The sequence below is a fragment of the Streptomyces sp. B93 genome, from assembly GCF_018070565.1.
Classification (GTDB): Bacteria; Actinomycetota; Actinomycetes; order Streptomycetales; family Streptomycetaceae; genus Streptomyces.
Genome location: NZ_JAGPXL010000023.1, coordinates 45264 through 60970, shown reverse-complemented (window position 1 = coordinate 60970; position 15707 = coordinate 45264). Strand labels below are relative to the sequence as shown.

At 72.4% G+C, this 15707-nt stretch carries 15 protein-coding genes and 1 tRNA gene; 11 read left to right on the top strand and 5 right to left on the bottom strand.

Annotated features, from left to right (window positions below; genetic code table 11):
- Window positions 1-233: 233 nt before the first annotated feature.
- Window positions 234-908 (top strand): bifunctional DNA primase/polymerase, encoded by a 675-nt coding sequence (locus KBY47_RS22030; protein WP_210923307.1) that lies wholly within the window; start codon window positions 234-236, stop codon window positions 906-908.
- A 55-nt stretch (window positions 909-963) separates the two neighbouring features.
- A complete protein-coding gene (locus KBY47_RS22025) occupies window positions 964-1584 on the top strand; it encodes a hypothetical protein (protein ID WP_210923305.1) in 621 nt (206 codons plus the stop codon).
- Between the two features lie 277 nt (window positions 1585-1861).
- Here KBY47_RS22025 and KBY47_RS22020 read toward each other — a convergent pair whose 3' ends face one another.
- The 3 genes from KBY47_RS22020 to KBY47_RS22010 form a co-directional block, all read right to left on the bottom strand.
- Window positions 1862-2827, bottom strand: coding sequence for a DUF5926 family protein (locus tag KBY47_RS22020; RefSeq protein ID WP_210923303.1), 966 nt, complete (start codon window positions 2825-2827; stop codon window positions 1862-1864).
- Window positions 2828-3017: 190 nt separating this feature from the next.
- Window positions 3018-3656 (bottom strand): ATP-binding protein, encoded by a 639-nt coding sequence (locus KBY47_RS22015; protein ID WP_210923301.1) that lies wholly within the window; start codon window positions 3654-3656, stop codon window positions 3018-3020.
- Window positions 3657-3725: 69 nt separating this feature from the next.
- Window positions 3726-4553 (bottom strand): glycerophosphodiester phosphodiesterase, encoded by an 828-nt coding sequence (locus KBY47_RS22010; RefSeq protein WP_210923300.1) that lies wholly within the window; start codon window positions 4551-4553, stop codon window positions 3726-3728.
- A 232-nt stretch (window positions 4554-4785) separates the two neighbouring features.
- On the opposite strand from KBY47_RS22010, the gene KBY47_RS22005 reads away from it, so the two are divergent.
- Together KBY47_RS22005 and KBY47_RS22000 are read left to right on the top strand one after the other, a co-directional pair.
- Window positions 4786-6342, top strand: a complete 1557-nt coding sequence (locus KBY47_RS22005; RefSeq protein ID WP_210923298.1) for a S1C family serine protease — start codon at window positions 4786-4788, stop codon at window positions 6340-6342.
- Window positions 6343-6435: 93 nt separating this feature from the next.
- Window positions 6436-6520 (top strand) — tRNA-Ser (locus tag KBY47_RS22000).
- A gap of 148 nt (window positions 6521-6668) precedes the next feature.
- Here the strand turns inward: KBY47_RS22000 and KBY47_RS21995 are convergent.
- The gene (locus KBY47_RS21995; protein WP_210923296.1) at window positions 6669-7568 is read right to left on the bottom strand and encodes a bifunctional DNA primase/polymerase; all 900 of its coding nucleotides are present in this window, start codon (window positions 7566-7568) and stop codon (window positions 6669-6671) included.
- Window positions 7569-7966: 398 nt separating this feature from the next.
- Between KBY47_RS21995 and KBY47_RS21990 the strand changes: the two genes are divergently transcribed.
- The 6 genes from KBY47_RS21990 to KBY47_RS21965 all read left to right on the top strand — a co-directional run bounded on the left by KBY47_RS21990 (window position 7967) and on the right by KBY47_RS21965 (window position 13754).
- Window positions 7967-8293 (top strand): hypothetical protein, encoded by a 327-nt coding sequence (locus KBY47_RS21990; RefSeq protein ID WP_210923293.1) that lies wholly within the window; start codon window positions 7967-7969, stop codon window positions 8291-8293.
- Window positions 8294-8472: 179 nt separating this feature from the next.
- Complete coding sequence (locus KBY47_RS21985) at window positions 8473-9519, top strand: OB-fold domain-containing protein (RefSeq protein ID WP_308405230.1); 1047 nt, start codon at window positions 8473-8475, stop codon at window positions 9517-9519.
- Complete coding sequence (locus KBY47_RS21980) at window positions 9516-9905, top strand: MaoC/PaaZ C-terminal domain-containing protein (RefSeq protein ID WP_210923291.1); 390 nt, start codon at window positions 9516-9518, stop codon at window positions 9903-9905. The genes KBY47_RS21985 and KBY47_RS21980 overlap by 4 nt, the downstream gene beginning before the upstream one ends.
- A complete protein-coding gene (locus KBY47_RS21975) occupies window positions 9902-11053 on the top strand; it encodes a lipid-transfer protein (protein WP_210923289.1) in 1152 nt (383 codons plus the stop codon). The genes KBY47_RS21980 and KBY47_RS21975 overlap by 4 nt, the downstream gene beginning before the upstream one ends.
- Before the next feature lie 256 nt (window positions 11054-11309).
- The gene (locus KBY47_RS21970) at window positions 11310-11897 is read left to right on the top strand and encodes a SigE family RNA polymerase sigma factor (RefSeq protein WP_210923287.1); all 588 of its coding nucleotides are present in this window, start codon (window positions 11310-11312) and stop codon (window positions 11895-11897) included.
- 168 nt (window positions 11898-12065) lie between these two features.
- Window positions 12066-13754 (top strand): long-chain fatty acid--CoA ligase, encoded by a 1689-nt coding sequence (locus KBY47_RS21965; RefSeq protein ID WP_210923285.1) that lies wholly within the window; start codon window positions 12066-12068, stop codon window positions 13752-13754.
- 37 nt (window positions 13755-13791) lie between these two features.
- Here the strand turns inward: KBY47_RS21965 and KBY47_RS21960 are convergent, their stop codons facing one another.
- Window positions 13792-15009 carry an MFS transporter gene (locus KBY47_RS21960; RefSeq protein ID WP_210923283.1) on the bottom strand — a complete coding sequence of 406 codons (1218 nt, stop codon included), beginning with the start codon at window positions 15007-15009 and terminating at the stop codon, window positions 13792-13794.
- 114 nt (window positions 15010-15123) lie between these two features.
- Between KBY47_RS21960 and KBY47_RS21955 the strand changes: the two genes are divergently transcribed.
- Window positions 15124-15702, top strand: coding sequence for a TetR family transcriptional regulator (locus tag KBY47_RS21955; RefSeq protein ID WP_210923281.1), 579 nt, complete (start codon window positions 15124-15126; stop codon window positions 15700-15702).
- The last annotated feature ends 5 nt before the right edge of the window (window positions 15703-15707 follow it).

The following is a 15707-nucleotide window of genomic DNA, read 5'->3' as shown; positions in this document are numbered from 1 at the left end:
CGGGACGGCAAAACGCCATAGTTCGCCACCCCACGCCACGCCCGTGCTTTAGATAGACGCAGTAGGGACGCAACGGCCGCGGACGCAGTGGCCGACGCTCGGCCCAGAGGGGTTCCCCGTGCTCGAACGCCGGGGTGTGATGCGCCAGCAGGTACGCACAGTGAAGTGATCGACACATGGTGTGATGTGGACCACGGTGTTGCCAGGCGTGCAACGGAAAGGAACGAGCGCTCATGCGCGAGATCCTCGGAAGGCTCGGAAGGCGACGCAGGCACCTGTTCCGGCGGAAGGGCGGGGGGCCTGAGCTGCTCGGCGCGGCCGTGACCTTCGCGACGGAATGGCAGTGGCCCGTACTCCCGGGCGTGGCGTCCGACCCCCAGGGTCGGTCCGGCTGCGGCTGCCCCGACCCGGAGTGCGCGGTGCCCGGCGCCCACCCCTTCGACCCCGGCCTGCTCGCGGCCACCACCGACGAGCGCATGGTGCGCTGGTGGTGGACGAACAGGCCGACGGCTCCGATCGTCCTGGCCACCGGGGGCACGGCCCCCTGTGCCGTCAGTCTCCCGGCCCCCGCGGCCGCGCGCGCCCTCGCCGCCCTGGACCGCTCGGGGACGCGCCTCGGCCCGGTCGTCGCCTCACCCACCCGCTGGGCGGTGCTCGTCCGGCCGTACACCATGGAACAGCTGGGCGAACTGCTCTACGCCAAGGACTTCGTACCCGGCTCGCTGCGCTTCCACGGCGAGGGCGGCTACCTCGCGCTGCCGCCCTCCGGGACCGGCCAGGGCGGCATCCGCTGGGAGCGCGCCCCGCTGCCCGGCTCCGCCTCGCCGTGGGTGCCCGATGTGGAGGCGGTGGTGGACGCCGTGGTCGACGCCCTCACTCGTACGGGTGTGAGCGCTCCCGAGTTCTAGGGTGTCGGGCGCGCGGGCAACCGCGCGCCCCCGCCCGCTCGTTATCTTCCAGCCCATGAACGTCCGACTGCTCGCCCTCGCGGGCGTCGCCGCCTGCGCGGTGGCACTGCCCCTGGCCATGGCGTCCGCGGGGCCGGTGGGCGACCGGGACCACCCGGCCGCCCAGCGGGACCACACCGTCGTACGACCGGACAGCACGGTGCTGGTTCAGGACCACTCGGTCTTCGTACGGCCGGACCGCTCGCCCCCCGGCGATGCCAAGGGCGCCGTCGCCGCCACTGCCTCCCCGCTCACCCTGGGCCTCGGCCTGGCCACCGCCGCCCGTTGCGGACCGGAACTCACCTCCCCCGAGGGCATCGAGGCACAGACGTGCGTGCTGACGCAGGGCGAGGAGACCTGGGGCCGGACCTACTACCGCAACGCGACCGGGGGCGCGCTGGACGCCGTACTGAGCCTCATGGGCCCGGACGACCGCACGGTGCGGATGAACTGCGCGGTGGGCGCCGAGGACGCGCCCGCCACCTGTGACACGCCGCGGGGCCGCGATACGGGGCGGCCCGCCGACTACACGGCCGTGACGGAGTTCGCGGAGCCGGGCGGGGCGGGGCGGCTGTTGCTGCGTTCCGGAAGCAACTCCGGCAACTTTCCCAACTCCGGGGCGCCTACGCGTGGTTGACACGTGACGGCGTTCCGTAAACAGGGACGGAGACAGAAAGACCCGGTTGCTGGCGACGGGGGATGCACCAGCAACCGGGCTACTGGAACGGTAACAAGAGATCGGCAGTTAGCAAATTCGATCTCGGTTTTTGCTCGGGTATTTGGACATCGACTGGCTTGTCTCCAGCGTCAGTTGGCGAGGGAGGCGCAACCGGAGTCAGTCATTCCGCCCCGTTTTCACGGCTGATGTTCCGGCTGACCGGTCGGTCAGCCGGACACCGTCCCCGTGCCGCGCGTCAGCTGAGCGTGACCTGCCGGTTGGTCAGCCCGCCGCGGGCGCGGCGCTCGTCGGCGGTGAGCGGCGCGTCGGTGGCGAGGGCGGCGGCGAGCCGCTCGGCGAACTCGGCGGCCGGCTTCTCGATGTCGTCCGCCCCGACACCGCTCGGCAGGTCCCAGACCGGCACGGTGAGGCCGTGCGCCCGGAAGGAGCCCACCAGCCGGGTGCCCTCCCCGAGGCTGGAGCGGCCCTCCGCGTGCAGCCGCGCGAGAGCGTCCAGAAGCTGCTCCTCCGGATGCGGCATGACCCAGCGCAGGTGGTTCTTCTCCGGGGTCTCGCACCAGTAGGCGGCGTCCACGCCCTGGAGCCGGACGGTCGGGATGGCGGCGGCGTTGGCCCGCTCCAGGGAGGCGGCCACGTCCGGGGTGGCGTTCTCCGCGTCCGGGACCCAGAACTCGAAGCCCGGGTGCACAACTGGCTCGAACGCGCCTTCCGGGTCGAGCAGGTCCTGGAGCCGCGGACCGTCGGCCGGGGCGCGGCGGCCCTGGACCGGAGTCCCGGGTTCCGCCTCCAGCGCGCGCCGGAGCGTGTCGGCGAGGTCGCGGCTGATGTCGCCCGACGCCGTGTCGTTCTGGAGGCCCAGCAGCACCGAGCCGTCGTCGCGGCGCAGGGCGGGCCAGGCCATCGGCAGCACCGTGGCGAGCGTGACCGACGGGACGCCCTCGGGGAGGCCGTCCTTGAGGGTCAGCGCGACCGTGGCCGCGGGGACCAGCTCGCGCAGGGCGACCCAGTCGCACTCGCCGGGCAGCCCCTCGAACGGGCGCTGCACCAGCTCGGTCTCGGCCTGCGCGGCGGCCCGGCCGTGACAGGCCTTGTAACGCCGGCCGCTGCCGCAGGGGCAGGGCTCGCGGGCGCCGACGACCGGGATCTCCCCGTCCGTGAGCTGCGGGCGCTTGGCCTTCGTCTGGGGTCGCTTCTTGGCCATGGTGGGTGTCTCCCGGAAAGGCTCGTCTGGTACGCCGGGAGCCTAGCCGTTCACGCCACGGGCAGCGGGACCCTGTGGACGAACTTCGGGGGCGGGGCGGGAACGGGCGGGACCGGGGGTGAGGGTGAGGGGCGCGGGCCGGGGCCCCTCAGCCCAGGCCCCTCAGTCGAGGTCCCTCAGCCCGGCCCCCTCAGTCGAGTTCGTCGAAGGCGTCCGCGAAGTCCAGGTCCGGGAGGGCCGATATCGGCGGGGCGGTGATCCGGGTGGCGAAGTCGTCACGGCGCCGCCCGGCGTCGGGGTCGTACACGTCGTCATGGACGACGACCCAGACCGTGACCTCGCCGCGGACGTCGTCCCGTACGCCCCAGTCGTCTGCGAGAGCGGTGATGATGTTCAGCCCCCGGCCGCCGTGCGCCGTGACCGAGGGGGTCGCGGGGGCCGGGCGGGTCGGGCCGCCGCCGTCCGTCACCTCGACGACGAGCCGTCCGCCGGGGTCGACGCGCCAGGCGGCCCGTACGTCACCGTCGCCGGAGAGGGCGTCGCCCAGGGGCCGCCCGTGTTTGCAGGCGTTGCTCAGCAGTTCGGAAAGGATCAGTACGGCGTCGTCGATGACCGATTCCGCCACACCGCCGCGGCGCAGCTGCGCCCGCATCCGATGTCTTGCCTCCCCCACGCCCGCAGGGCCATGGGGTACGGCCATGCTCGACGACGTGGGCACCTCCTGTGCCACCACCAACGCCACCCCCGAGACCTCCTTCGCCCCACGCCATCGAGTGGATGCCCCATTGGCCTGTACCGGAAACCGGCCAATCCTCTTCCGGTGACGCATTCGCAACGATCGAACACGTAACGAACGCGCCGGAGCACTCCCCGTGACGGGTGCGGCGGGCAGGCGATCTCAGCGGCCGAGGCGGCGCAGCACCTCGCGCGGGCGGTTGGTGATGATGGCGTCGATGCCCAGGTCGACGCAGAGGTCGACGTCCTCGGGCTCGTTCACGGTCCAGACGTGCACCTGGTGCCCGGCCCGCTTCAGCCGCTCGACGTACACCGGGTGGTTGCGCACCAGCCGGATCGAGGGGCCCGCGATCCCTACGCCCTCCGGCAGCCGACCGTCGCGCAGCCGTGGTGTGACGAACTGCATGAGGGAGACCGTCGGCAGCGTCGGGGAGGCGACGCGGACGCGGTGCAGGGAGCGCGCCGAAAAGCTCATGATCCGCACCGGGGACTCCTCCGGCGTGCGCGGCGCGTCCAGACCGAACCTCTTGAGCAGCAGCAGGAGCCGCTCCTCGACCTGGCCGGCCCACCGCGTGGGGTGCTTGGTCTCGATGGCCAGCTCGACCGGGCGCCCGGCGTCGGCGACGAGTTCGAGCAGCCGCTCCAGGGTGAGTACGGAGGTGTCGGCGGGGTCTTCCGGGCGGTGCTCCCAGTCCGGCTCCTCGTCCCGGCCGCGCCAGGCGTCGCGGTTCTTCCAGGAGCCGAAGTCCAGGGCGGCGAGGTCGGAGAGTTCCAGGGCGGAGACGGCGCCGCGGCCGTTGGACGTCCGGTTGACGCGGCGGTCGTGCACACAGACGAGATGGCCGTCGGCGGTCAGCCGCACATCGCACTCCAGGGCGTCGGCGCCGTCCTCGATCGCCTTCTTGTACGCGGCCAGGGTGTGCTCGGGCGCGTCTTCGGAGGCGCCGCGGTGCGCGACGACCTGGATCCGCTGCTGGCGTGCGTGAGTCATCACCGCGTCATGGTGCCACCGGGACGGGGTATCCGGGCGGGTGGGGTGGCGTCCGCCCACACCCGGCGGCTCATCCACTTTTATCGCGGATGCATATTCTTGTTCGTAAATGTCTTATATAAAGGATGGTCGTGAGTCCACAGCGACCGTTTATGGTGCCCTGATGGCCCGTGGGAAAAGCTGACCGCATACAAACACATAGCCACCCAGCCGTGGATCGAGGAGAAGAGCTGTGAGCACCGAGAACGAGGGCACTGAGGTACCCCCGGCCCCGTCTGCACCCCCCGTGCCGGTGGACACCCCCGCAGCTTCCCCGCAGGCGGGCGACGCCCCGACGCCACCGCCGCCCGGAGCCGGGCACGAGGGCTCGGCCCCGGACGCCAACTGGCCGCCGCCCCCCGCGGCATACCCGCCGCCCGCGCCCCAGGCGACGACGGCCGAGGGCGGCGCACAGGGCGGCCAGCAGGGCGACCCGTACGGCGGCCAGCACGACAGCCAGCACGGCGGCGCACAGGGGGGCCAGTACGGCGGTCTGTACAACGACCAGCAAGGCAGCCGGCACGACGACCCGCACGGCAACCCGTATGGCAACCCGCACGACCCGGGGCAGCAGCCGTGGGGCGCCGCCTACCACGACCCCCAGGCCACCACCCCTCCCCCCGCCAAGCGGTCCCGAGGCGGGCGCGGCGGACTGCTCGCCGCGGTCCTGGTGGCCGCGCTGGTCGCGGGCGGCCTGGGCGGCGGCATCGGCTACACCCTGGCCAAGAACGACGACGGCACCAGCTCGACGACGGTCTCCGCCCCCGACAGCGGCGGCGACTTCAAGCGCGAGCCCGGCACGGTCGCGGCGGTCGCCGCCAAGGCGCTGCCCAGCACCGTCACCATCGAGGCGGAGAGCAGCAGCGGCGAGGGCGGCACCGGCACGGGCTTCGTCTTCGACACCGAGGGCCACATCGTCACGAACAACCACGTGGTGGCGGACGCGGTCGACGGCGGCAAGGTCTCGGTCACCTTCCCGGACGGCAAGAAGTACGACGCCGAGGTGGTCGGCAACGCGCAGGGCTACGACGTGGCGGTCATCAAGCTGGACAACGCCCCGTCCAACCTGAAGCCCCTGACGCTGGGCGACTCGGACAAGGTCGCGGTCGGCGACTCCACGATCGCGATCGGCGCCCCCTTCGGCCTGTCCAACACGGTCACCACGGGCATCATCAGCGCCAAGAACCGCCCCGTCGCCTCCAGCGACGGCTCCGGCAGCCAGGCGTCGTACATGAGCGCCCTCCAGACCGACGCGTCCATCAACCCCGGCAACTCCGGAGGCCCGCTGCTGGACGCGCAGGGCAACGTGATCGGGATCAACTCCGCGATCCAGTCCAGCGGCAACGGCGGCTTCGGCACCGGCCAGTCCGGCTCCATCGGCCTGGGCTTCGCCATCCCGATCAACCAGGCCAAGTACGTCGCCCAGGAACTGATCAAGAACGGCAAGCCGGTGTACGCCCGTATCGGCGCCTCCGTCTCCCTGGAGGACACCACGGACGGCGCGAAGATCACGGACACCGGGGCGGGCGGCTCCGAGCCCGTGGAGCCGGGCGGCCCGGCCGACCGCGCGGGCCTCAAGCCCGGCGACGTCATCACCAAGCTCGACGACCGGGTCATCGACTCCGGCCCCACCCTGATCGGCGAGATCTGGACCCACAAGCCGGGCGACAAGGTCACCCTCACCTACGAACGCAACGGCAAGACCAACACGGTGGAGGTCACCCTGGACTCCCGAGTGGGCGACAGCTGACGCCCTGGTGTCCCACCCACCGACCAACACCCCCACGCCCCTGGCGTCGCCCGGTACGCTGTACCCGCTCCGGCCCCTGGCGGGCGGAGCAAGGGTGGGTTGCCCGAGCGGCCTAAGGGAACGGTCTTGAAAACCGTCGTGGCGCGAGTCACCGTGGGTTCAAATCCCACACCCACCGCACATGCAAGCGGCCCCTGACCAGGTAAGACGGTCGGGGGCCGTGTTGTTCGCGGGGTGGGCGGGGCCTGGTGTTTCAGGGTGCGGTGCCGCTTCGGCGGCCCTCGTGTTCAGCTCCGTCAAGAGGGCGTCCGGGCAGGGCGCTCATCTTAGGGGGCCCAGCGGGGGGTCTCGTGGGGGGTTTGTGGGCGGTGGGTCGTCAGGCGGGACGCTGAGGCGATTGTTGCGCGGGCCTCCTGCTCTGTGAGGCCGGTGGCACGGGCCGCTTCGATCAGGGCGGGGAGCAGGTCAGGAGTCAGGCCGTTCTCGTAGGCGCGGCAGGCTGCCCAGAAGAGGCGGGTGTTGCGCTGGCCCTCGTGGGCTGCCTGGACGAAGTGGATCAGGCCCTGGCCGTGGGCGGGGGGACGGGCCGCCGTGGTGCCCTGCGGGCGGGGTGGGGGGAGGAGCAGGCGGAGCAGGGCGCGGGGGCAGGGGGCCGGGGGGAGGTGGCCGGTGCCGGGGGCCGTGGTGTACGTGCCGTGGTCGGTGCGGGAGCCGGGGCCGACCAGGTAGCCGCCCGCGCCGCGGATGTCGATGCCGGGGGCGAGGCGGCCCGCCGAATTGGGGATGACCACGTCGCGGGGGCCGGTCAGCCAGAGGTGGCGGCCACCGCTGGGGGTGAGTACGACCACGGTGGGCGGGATCGTGAAGAGGTGGCGCAGGGCCAGCTCGCGCAGGGCGGCCGAGGAGTCCGTGCCCGACTTGGTGTCCAGGTCGACGCCGATCAACTGGTGCGGGGGCAGGCCGCAGGCGATGCCGTAGCCGGTGGCCCAGGGAGCGGCGGCGAACAGTTCGCGGATGCGGCGCGGGTCGGTGGAGGCGTCGTACACCCCGTGTCCGAAGCGGCCGCACTCGCCGTGGCAGGGCGGAGCCGCGGGGTCGCCGCGGTGCGGGGAGCGCAGGGCCGGGAGCTTGGTGCGGGACAGGGGGATGACGGCCAGGCCGCGCTCGGCGGCGGTCAGGGCGTGGGCGAGGGCCAGGGTGGTGGCCTGCCGGTTGGTGGTGGCCATGGCCTTAGTTTCGTACGTTTGTTCGAGGATGGGAAGGGGGGAGGGGAGGGCGGGCGGCTCGACGCGCCGGGGTGGGGAAGTTGGCCGGAAACGTGGCGGAACGCTTCAGCGCTTGCGGCGCTTGGGGTGGGGGGCGGGGGAGTGGTCCGGACTGTCCTGAAGTGGGGGACTGAAGTGGCGAAAGGGGTTTATCGACATGTCATCACGCTTGGGGGCGAATCATGGCTTCCGGGGTGGTTCGCCGGGGATTCGGTGGGCAACTCTGGTCTCGCGACGTCGTGCTCACCGCACCGAGGTGGTCGGCCAACTGCCCCGGTGACAGCCCTACTTCACGCATCCGCGGTCGAACAGTCCGCCTGCGTGCATGTCCCGCGTACCTGGTTCTGGAGGAACACAACATGGCAAGCATCCGTACCGCCCGCGTCATCGCCGCTGTCTCCGCCCTGCCGCTCGCCGCCGCCCTCTTCTCCGGTGCCGCGACCGCTGACAACGGCTCCTTCGCGGACAACGGATCGAGTGCGGCCGTCACCAACGCGTTCGCGGGGGTCCTCGGCAGCGGCGTCGGTGGCGACAACAGCGGCAACTCGTCCACCACCCAGCAGCAGGCGATCGGCGCCGGCGCCTCGAACCAGAGCAACACCGCGCAGGTCGACGGCTCCGCCTTCACGGCCGTCAACCAGGGCAACGACAACACCGCCGTCAGCTTCACGCCGCTGTGGTGGTGAGCTGACGCCCTGATGGGCGTGCTCCGTGGGGTGAACAAGGTCAGCTTGCGCGGCGGTGCTCCGGTACCGCCGCGCAGGTGTGTGTGGAGCGTACCTTGACAGGTGGCACTATCTGACGGACAGTCAGAAATGGCCCTGCCGTGATCGATTCGCCTCAGCCTCTCCAGGGAGGGCGCGCCGTGTCCCACGATCCCCTCGCCGCGCGTCTGAAGGGCTACGAAGGCCGGCCCGCCGTCGTCGACGGGGTCGGCAAGGACCCCGTCAACCGCCCCATGATGCGGCACTGGTGCGAGGCCATCGGCGACGCCAACCCCGCCTACACCGGCCCCGACGCCATCGCCCCGCCCCCCATGCTCCAGGTGTGGACCATGGGCGGACTCTCCGGCCATGGGGAGGGGGAAGGGGAGAGGGGAGGGGAAGGGGAGAGGGACGGAGAAGGGGAGAGGTGGGGGCGCGGCGGTCGTACCCCCGCCTACGACGAACTCCTCGGCCTCCTCGACGAAGCGGGCTGCACCTCCGTCGTCGCCACCGACTGCGAGCAGGAGTATCTGCGCCCCCTGCGGCCGGGGGACGAGATCACCTTCGACTCGGTCATCGAGTCGGTGTCGGAGCGGAAGACGACCCGCCTGGGTACCGGGTACTTCGTCACCACGCGGATGGACGTCCGTGAACGGCATGGGCGCGAACTCGTCGGGACCCATCGCTTCCGCATCCTCAAGTACGCCCCGCGCCCACGACCCGATCGACCCGACCGGCCTGACCGGCCCGACCCACCCGCAAGGTCCGCAAGGCCCGCACAGCCGACCCCCGCCCGCCCCGCCCGCCCCCGCCCCGTCGTCAACCGCGACAACTCCGGCTTCTGGGACGGTGTACGACGGCACCGCCTCCTCATCCAGCGCTGCACCGGCTGCCGGACCCTGCGGTTCCCCTGGCTGCCGGGATGCGGCGGCTGCGGCGGGCTCGACTGGGACACCGTGGCCGCGGGCGGGGACGGCACCGTGTACTCGTACGTCGTCCTGCACCACCCGCCCTTCCCGGCCTTCGACCCGCCCTACGCGGTCGCCCTCGTCGAACTCGCCGAGGGGGTGCGGATCGTGAGCAACGTCGTCGGGGTGCCGTACGACAAGGTGCGGATCGGGATGGCCGTACGGCTGGTCTTCCAGGAGTACGACGACGGGGACGCGACGCTGACGCTGCCGGTGTTCCAGGGGGGCGCCGCCTCATGAGCCCCGGAGACGAACTGGCGCCGCTCGCCGTCCCCGTCACCCGTACCCTCGTCGTCGCCGCGGCCCTCGCCTCCCGCGACTACCAGGACGTGCACCACGACCCCGCGGCGGCCGAGCGCGCGGGCATGCCGGACGTCTTCATGAACATCCTGACGACCAACGGCCTGGTCGGCCGCTATGTCACCGACCGCCTCGGCCCCGCGGCCACGCTCCGCAAGGTGGCCATCCGCCTGGGCGCCCCCAGCCACCCCGGCGACACCCTCGTCCTCACCGGCACCGTCGTGGACGTCGACGCGGACACCGCCGTCATCCGCGTGACCGGCGACAACGACCTCGGCAGGCATGTCACCGGCACGGTGACCGTCACCCTCGGGACCCCCGCATGAGCGCCCGCCCGCACGCCGCCGTCGCCGGGATCGGCGCCACCGAGTTCTCCAAGGACTCCGGGCGCAGCGAGCTGCGGCTGGCCGTGGAGGCGGTGCGCGCGGCGCTCGACGACGCGGGGCTGAGCCCGGCGGACGTCGACGGCATGGTGACCTTCACGATGGACACCAGCCCCGAGATCACCGTCGCCCGGGCGGCCGGGATCGGTGAGCTGTCCTTCTTCTCGCGAGTGCACTACGGCGGTGGCGCGGCCTGCGCCACCGTGCAGCAGGCGGCGCTGGCGGTGGCGGCGGGGGTGGCGGAGGTCGTCGTCTGCTACCGGGCGTTCAATGAACGTTCGGGGCGCCGCTTCGGTTCCGGCGTCCGGCACCGGGAGCCGACGGCGGAGGGCGTGGCGCTCGGCTGGGTGATGCCGTTCGGGCTGCTCACCCCGGCGTCCTGGGTGGCGATGGCGGCCCAGCGGTACCTGCACACCTACGGGCTCACCCCCGAGGCGGCGTTCGGGCCGGTGGCGGTGACGGCGCGCCGGTACGCGGCGGCCAACCCGGCGGCGTACTTCCACGGCCGCCCGATCACCCTCGCCGACCACGCCGCGTCCCGCTGGATCGCCGAACCGCTGCGGTTGCTGGACTGCTGCCAGGAGACCGACGGCGGCCAGGCCCTGGTCGTCACCTCGCTGGAGCGGGCCCGCGCGCTGCGTCACCCGCCCGCCGTGATCGCGGCCGCCGCCCAGGGCGCGGGCCGGGCGCGCGAGCAGATGACGAGCTTCTACGACGGTGATCTGACCGGGCTCCCGGAGGCGGGCGTGGTCGCCCGGCAGCTCTGGCGCACCGCCCGCCTGGGCCCCGCCGACGTCGACGTGGCCGTCCTCTACGACCACTTCAGCCCGTTCGTGCTGATGCAACTGGAGGAGTACGGCTTCTGCGCCCCCGGTGAGGCGGCCGGGTTCGTCGCCGAGGAGCGGCTGCCGCTGAACACCCACGGCGGACAGCTCGGCGAGGCGTACCTGCACGGCATGAACGGCATCGCGGAGGGGGTGCGGCAGATCCGCGGCACGTCCGTGAACCAGGTCGCGGGCGCCGGGCGGGTGCTGGTGACGGCCGGGACGGGGGTGCCGACGTCGGGGCTCGTCCTCACGGAGGACGGCTGAGCGCCGGGAACCGGGCCACCCCGAGGACGGCCCGCCGGGAACCGGGCCTCCCCGAGGACGGCGTACCGGCCCCGTCCCCCCAGGCTTCACCCACCCCGTCCCTCAGGGATCAGCCATGAGCCAACCCGTAGTACCCCTCCCCCTCCCGTCCACCTACAGGAGGTGCAGCCAGCACCAGCCCTACAACCTGAGGGGGACTCGCCTTCAGGACCTCCGGCCGATCCGCGCGGGTGGCACCCGCTCCTAGCGTTGAGCCATGACCACACCCGTCTGCACCAGCGCTTCGGAGGCCGCCACTGCGGCGAGGCAGACCACACCCACGCTCCCCACCCGCCCCTACGCGCCGTACCCGTCCTTCTCGTCGTACGTGCGCGCCCGGCAGCCCGTGCTGCTGCGCACCGCCCGCTCGCTGACCGCGAACCCCAGCGACGCCGAGGACCTGCTCCAGACCGCGCTCGCCAAGACGTACGTCGCCTGGGAGCGCATCGAGGACCACCGGGCCCTCGACGGCTATGTACGCCGCGCGCTGCTGAACACCCGCACCTCGCAGTGGCGCAAGCGCAAGGTCGACGAGTTCGCCTGCGACGAGCTGCCGGAGCCGGAGCCCGTCCCGGGCACGGGCGACCCGGCGGAGCGGCAGGCCCTGCACGACGCGATGTGGCGGGCGATCATGCGACTGCCCGCGCGACAGCGCGCCATGGTCGTCCTCAGGTACTACGAGGACCTGAGCGAGGCGCAGACCGCGGAGGTGCTGGACGTCTCCGTGGGCACGGTGAAGTCGGCCGTGTCGCGTGCGCTCGGCAAGCTGCGCGACGACCCTGAGCTGGGCTTTGTTCGATCCTGAGCCGACCTGGTCGCTCTCGCGACCTGATCCTGGTCACTAACGTGACCTGATCGATCACCCCGGGACTAGTGACATACCACGCGGTATGCGCGCAGAATCAGCGCAACCCATTACCGCCGCGTAACCGGCGCCGCGCAGGCACCGGAGGACGTGGCGGTCGCGTAGGCAATGTCGCCCGGGAGGAACGCCGTGCTGAGCACCATGCAGGATGTACCGCTGCTGATCTCGAGGATCCTGACCCATGGGTCGACGATCCACGGCACATCGCAGGTGACCACCTGGACAGGCGAGGGCGAACCGCACCGCCGCAGCTACGCCGAGATCGGCGCCCGCGCCGCCCAGCTCGCCCACGCCCTGCGCGACGACCTCGGGGTGGCGGGCGACGACCGGGTGGCGACCCTGGCCTGGAACAACGCCGAGCACGTCGAGGCCTACTTCGCGATCCCCTCCATGGGCGCGGTCCTGCACACCCTCAACCTCCGGCTGCCCCCGGAGCAGCTGGCCTGGATCGTCAACCACGCCGCCGACCGCGTCGTCATCGCCAACGGCACCCTGCTCCCGCTCCTCACCCCGCTGCTGCCCCACCTCAAGACGGTCGAGCACGTCGTCGTCTTCGGCGTAGGCGACCGCGCGCCGCTGACCGCGGCGGCCGAGGCCTCCGGCGTACGGGTGCACGAGTACGAGGACCTGCTCGCGGGCAAGCCGACCACGTACGACTGGCCGGAGCTGGACGAACGCCAGGCCGCCGCCATGTGCTACACCTCCGGCACCACCGGCGACCCCAAGGGCGTCGTCTACAGCCACCGCTCCATCTACCTGCACTCCATGCAGGTCAACATGGCCCAGTCGATGGGCCTGACCGACCAGGACACGTCCCTCGTCGTGGTCCCCCAGTTCCACGTCAACGCCTGGGGCCTGCCGCACGCCACCTTCATGACCGGCGTCAACATGCTGATGCCGGACCGCTTCCTCCAGCCCGCGCCGCTCGCCGAGATGATCGAGAGCGAGAAGCCGACGCACGCCGCCGCCGTCCCCACCATCTGGCAGGGCCTGCTCGCCGAGCTGACCGCCAAGCCGCGTGACGTCTCCTCCCTCGGCCAGGTCACCATCGGCGGCTCCGCCTGCCCGCCCTCCCTCATGGAGGCCTTCGACCAGCTGGGCATGCGGGTCTGCCACGCCTGGGGCATGACGGAGACCTCCCCGCTCGGCACCATCGCCCGGCCCCCGGCCCACGCCGTCGGCACCGACGAGGAGTTCGGCTACCGCCTCACCCAGGGCCGCTTCCCCACCAGCGTCGAGGCCCGCCTCACCGGCCCCGGCGGCGAGCGGCTGCCCTGGGACGGCGAGTCGGCGGGCGAGCTGGAGGTCCGCGGCCCCTGGATCGCCGGTGCCTACTACAACGGCCCCGACGCCGAACCGCTGCGCCCCGCCGACAAGTTCAGCGAGGACGGCTGGCTGAAGACCGGTGACGTCGGCACCATCTCCGCGGACGGCTTCCTCACCCTCACCGACCGGGCCAAGGACGTCATCAAGTCCGGCGGCGAGTGGATCTCGTCCGTCGAGCTGGAGAACGCGCTGATGTCACACCCCGAGGTCGCCGAGGCCGCCGTCGTCGCCGTCCCCGACGACAAGTGGGGCGAGCGCCCGCTGGCCACGGTCGTCCTCAAGGAGGGTTCCACGGCCGACTTCGAATCCCTGCGCACCTTCCTCGCCGAGCAGGGCAAGATCGCCAAGTGGCAGCTCCCGGAGCGCTGGACGATCATCGAGTCGGTCCCGAAGACCAGCGTCGGCAAGTTCGACAAGAAGGTGCTGCGCAGGCAGTACGCCCAGGGGGAGCTGGACGTCACCCAGCTCTGAGCCCGACGGGGGGCGGTGAGCCGCATGGCCGTACGGCTCACCGCCGCCGTACAGCCGTACCACCCCACCCCACCAGCAGCCAGGCGCCCGCCACCGCGCACACCCCGCCCCAGCCCCAGTGGCCGAAGGCGGGGCCCGCGGCGGCTGAGGCGAGGGCGCCGCCCGCGAAGCCGGAGACGACGTAGGCGGTGTTGGCGGCGGCCGGGGCGGAGGTGGTGGTCAGGGCGAGGGTCTGGTTGGCGACGTGGGAGGCGACCAGGGCGGCGTGCACGGCGATCGCCGCCAGGAACAGCGCCCACAGGGCCCGGCCGCCCGCCCAGAACAGCGGGACGGAGACGGCGGCCACCGCGTACGCCGACCGTACGACCTTCGCGGCGCCGAACCGGTCGACCAGTCCGCCCGCGAGCGGCGCCACCGCGGTGGCGGTGAGTCCGAAGAGTCCGAAGAGCCCGGCGGTCGCGGTGGACAGGTGGTACGGCGCACCGGTCAGCAGCAGCGCCAGCGAGGTCCACACCGCGCTCCACGCCCCGAACATCCCGGCCTGCCGCAGGCAAGCCCGCCACAGGTCGGGCGAGTGCCGGACCAGCCCCGGCAGCGTGGCGAGACCGGAGAACGGGCCGCCCCCACGAGGACGTCGTGCCGTCGGCAGCACGGCGGCGGTCGCGAGCCCGAGCCCCAGCGTCAGCACGGCCGCCCCCGCGAACACCCACCGCCAGCCGAGCGCCTGCCCGGCGAGGGAGCCGAGCACCCGGGCGGCGACGATGCCGGTGAACAGGCCCGCGACGACGGCCCCGACATGCCGGGCGCGGCGGGCGGCGGGGGCGCGTTCGGCGACCAGCGGGACGAGGAGCTGGGGGATGACGGTCGCGGCCGAGGCGACGAACACCGCGACGGCGAGCGCGCCGGTGCCGGGTGCCGCGGCGCTGGCGACCAGGGCGGCCGTGGTGACCAGGGTGAGGGCGCCGACCAGGCGGCGCCGGTTGACGCTGTCACCGAGCGGGGCGAAGAACAGCAGGCCGACGGCGTAACCGAGCTGGGCGACGGAGGCGATCCAGGCCACGCCGGCCGGGGTGGAGCCGAAGTCGCGGGCGATGAGGGTGAGCAGCGGGGCGGCGATGTAGATGTTGGCGGCCGTGACCGCGCTGCACACGGCGATCAGGGCGAGGAAGAGGGCGTGGGCGTCCCGCTTGCGGGCGGGAGGCCGGCTGTGGTCGAGGACGCGGCGCGCGGTGGTCGCTGACTGCTGCGGTGCCATGGTTCCCAACTAATTGGTTGGTAGAGACTCGGCTGCCGAGTCTGCGCTTGAGGATCGCTAGTTGTCAACCAAACCGTTGGTTACTTATTCCGGCCGCTGCCCTACCCTGTCCCCATGGCAGCAAGGGACCCCGAGGCCACCAAGGCCCGGATCTTCCAGGCGGCGATCGACGAGTTCGCCGGGCACGGCATCGCGGGCGCGCGCATCGACCGCATCGCGGGCACGGCCAAGGCCAACAAGCAGCTCATCTACGCCTACTTCGGCAACAAGGCCGAGCTGTTCACCCAGGTCCTCGCCAAGTGCATGCTGGACCTCGCCGTCGCCGTCCCCGTCGACCCCGACGACATCGAGGGCTGGCTGGACCGGCTGATGGACTACCACGCCGCCCACCCCGAACTCCTCCGCCTCCTCTTCTGGGAGGGCCTGGAGTACGGCACCACCGAACTGCCCGACGAGGACGAACGCCAGCAGCACTACGCCCGCAAGGTCGCCGCCCTCCGGGACGGCCAGGACCGGGGCGTCGTCAGTGACGCCATCCCGGCCCGTGACCTGCTGTTCCTGCTCGTCGCCATGGCCAACTGGGCCACCGTCGTCCCCCAGATGAAACGCATCCTGGTCGGCGCCGACGACAGCGACGGCGACCGCCTGCGCGCCTCGATCAAGGAGGCGGCGCGGCGGATCACCGCCCGCTAGGCGGG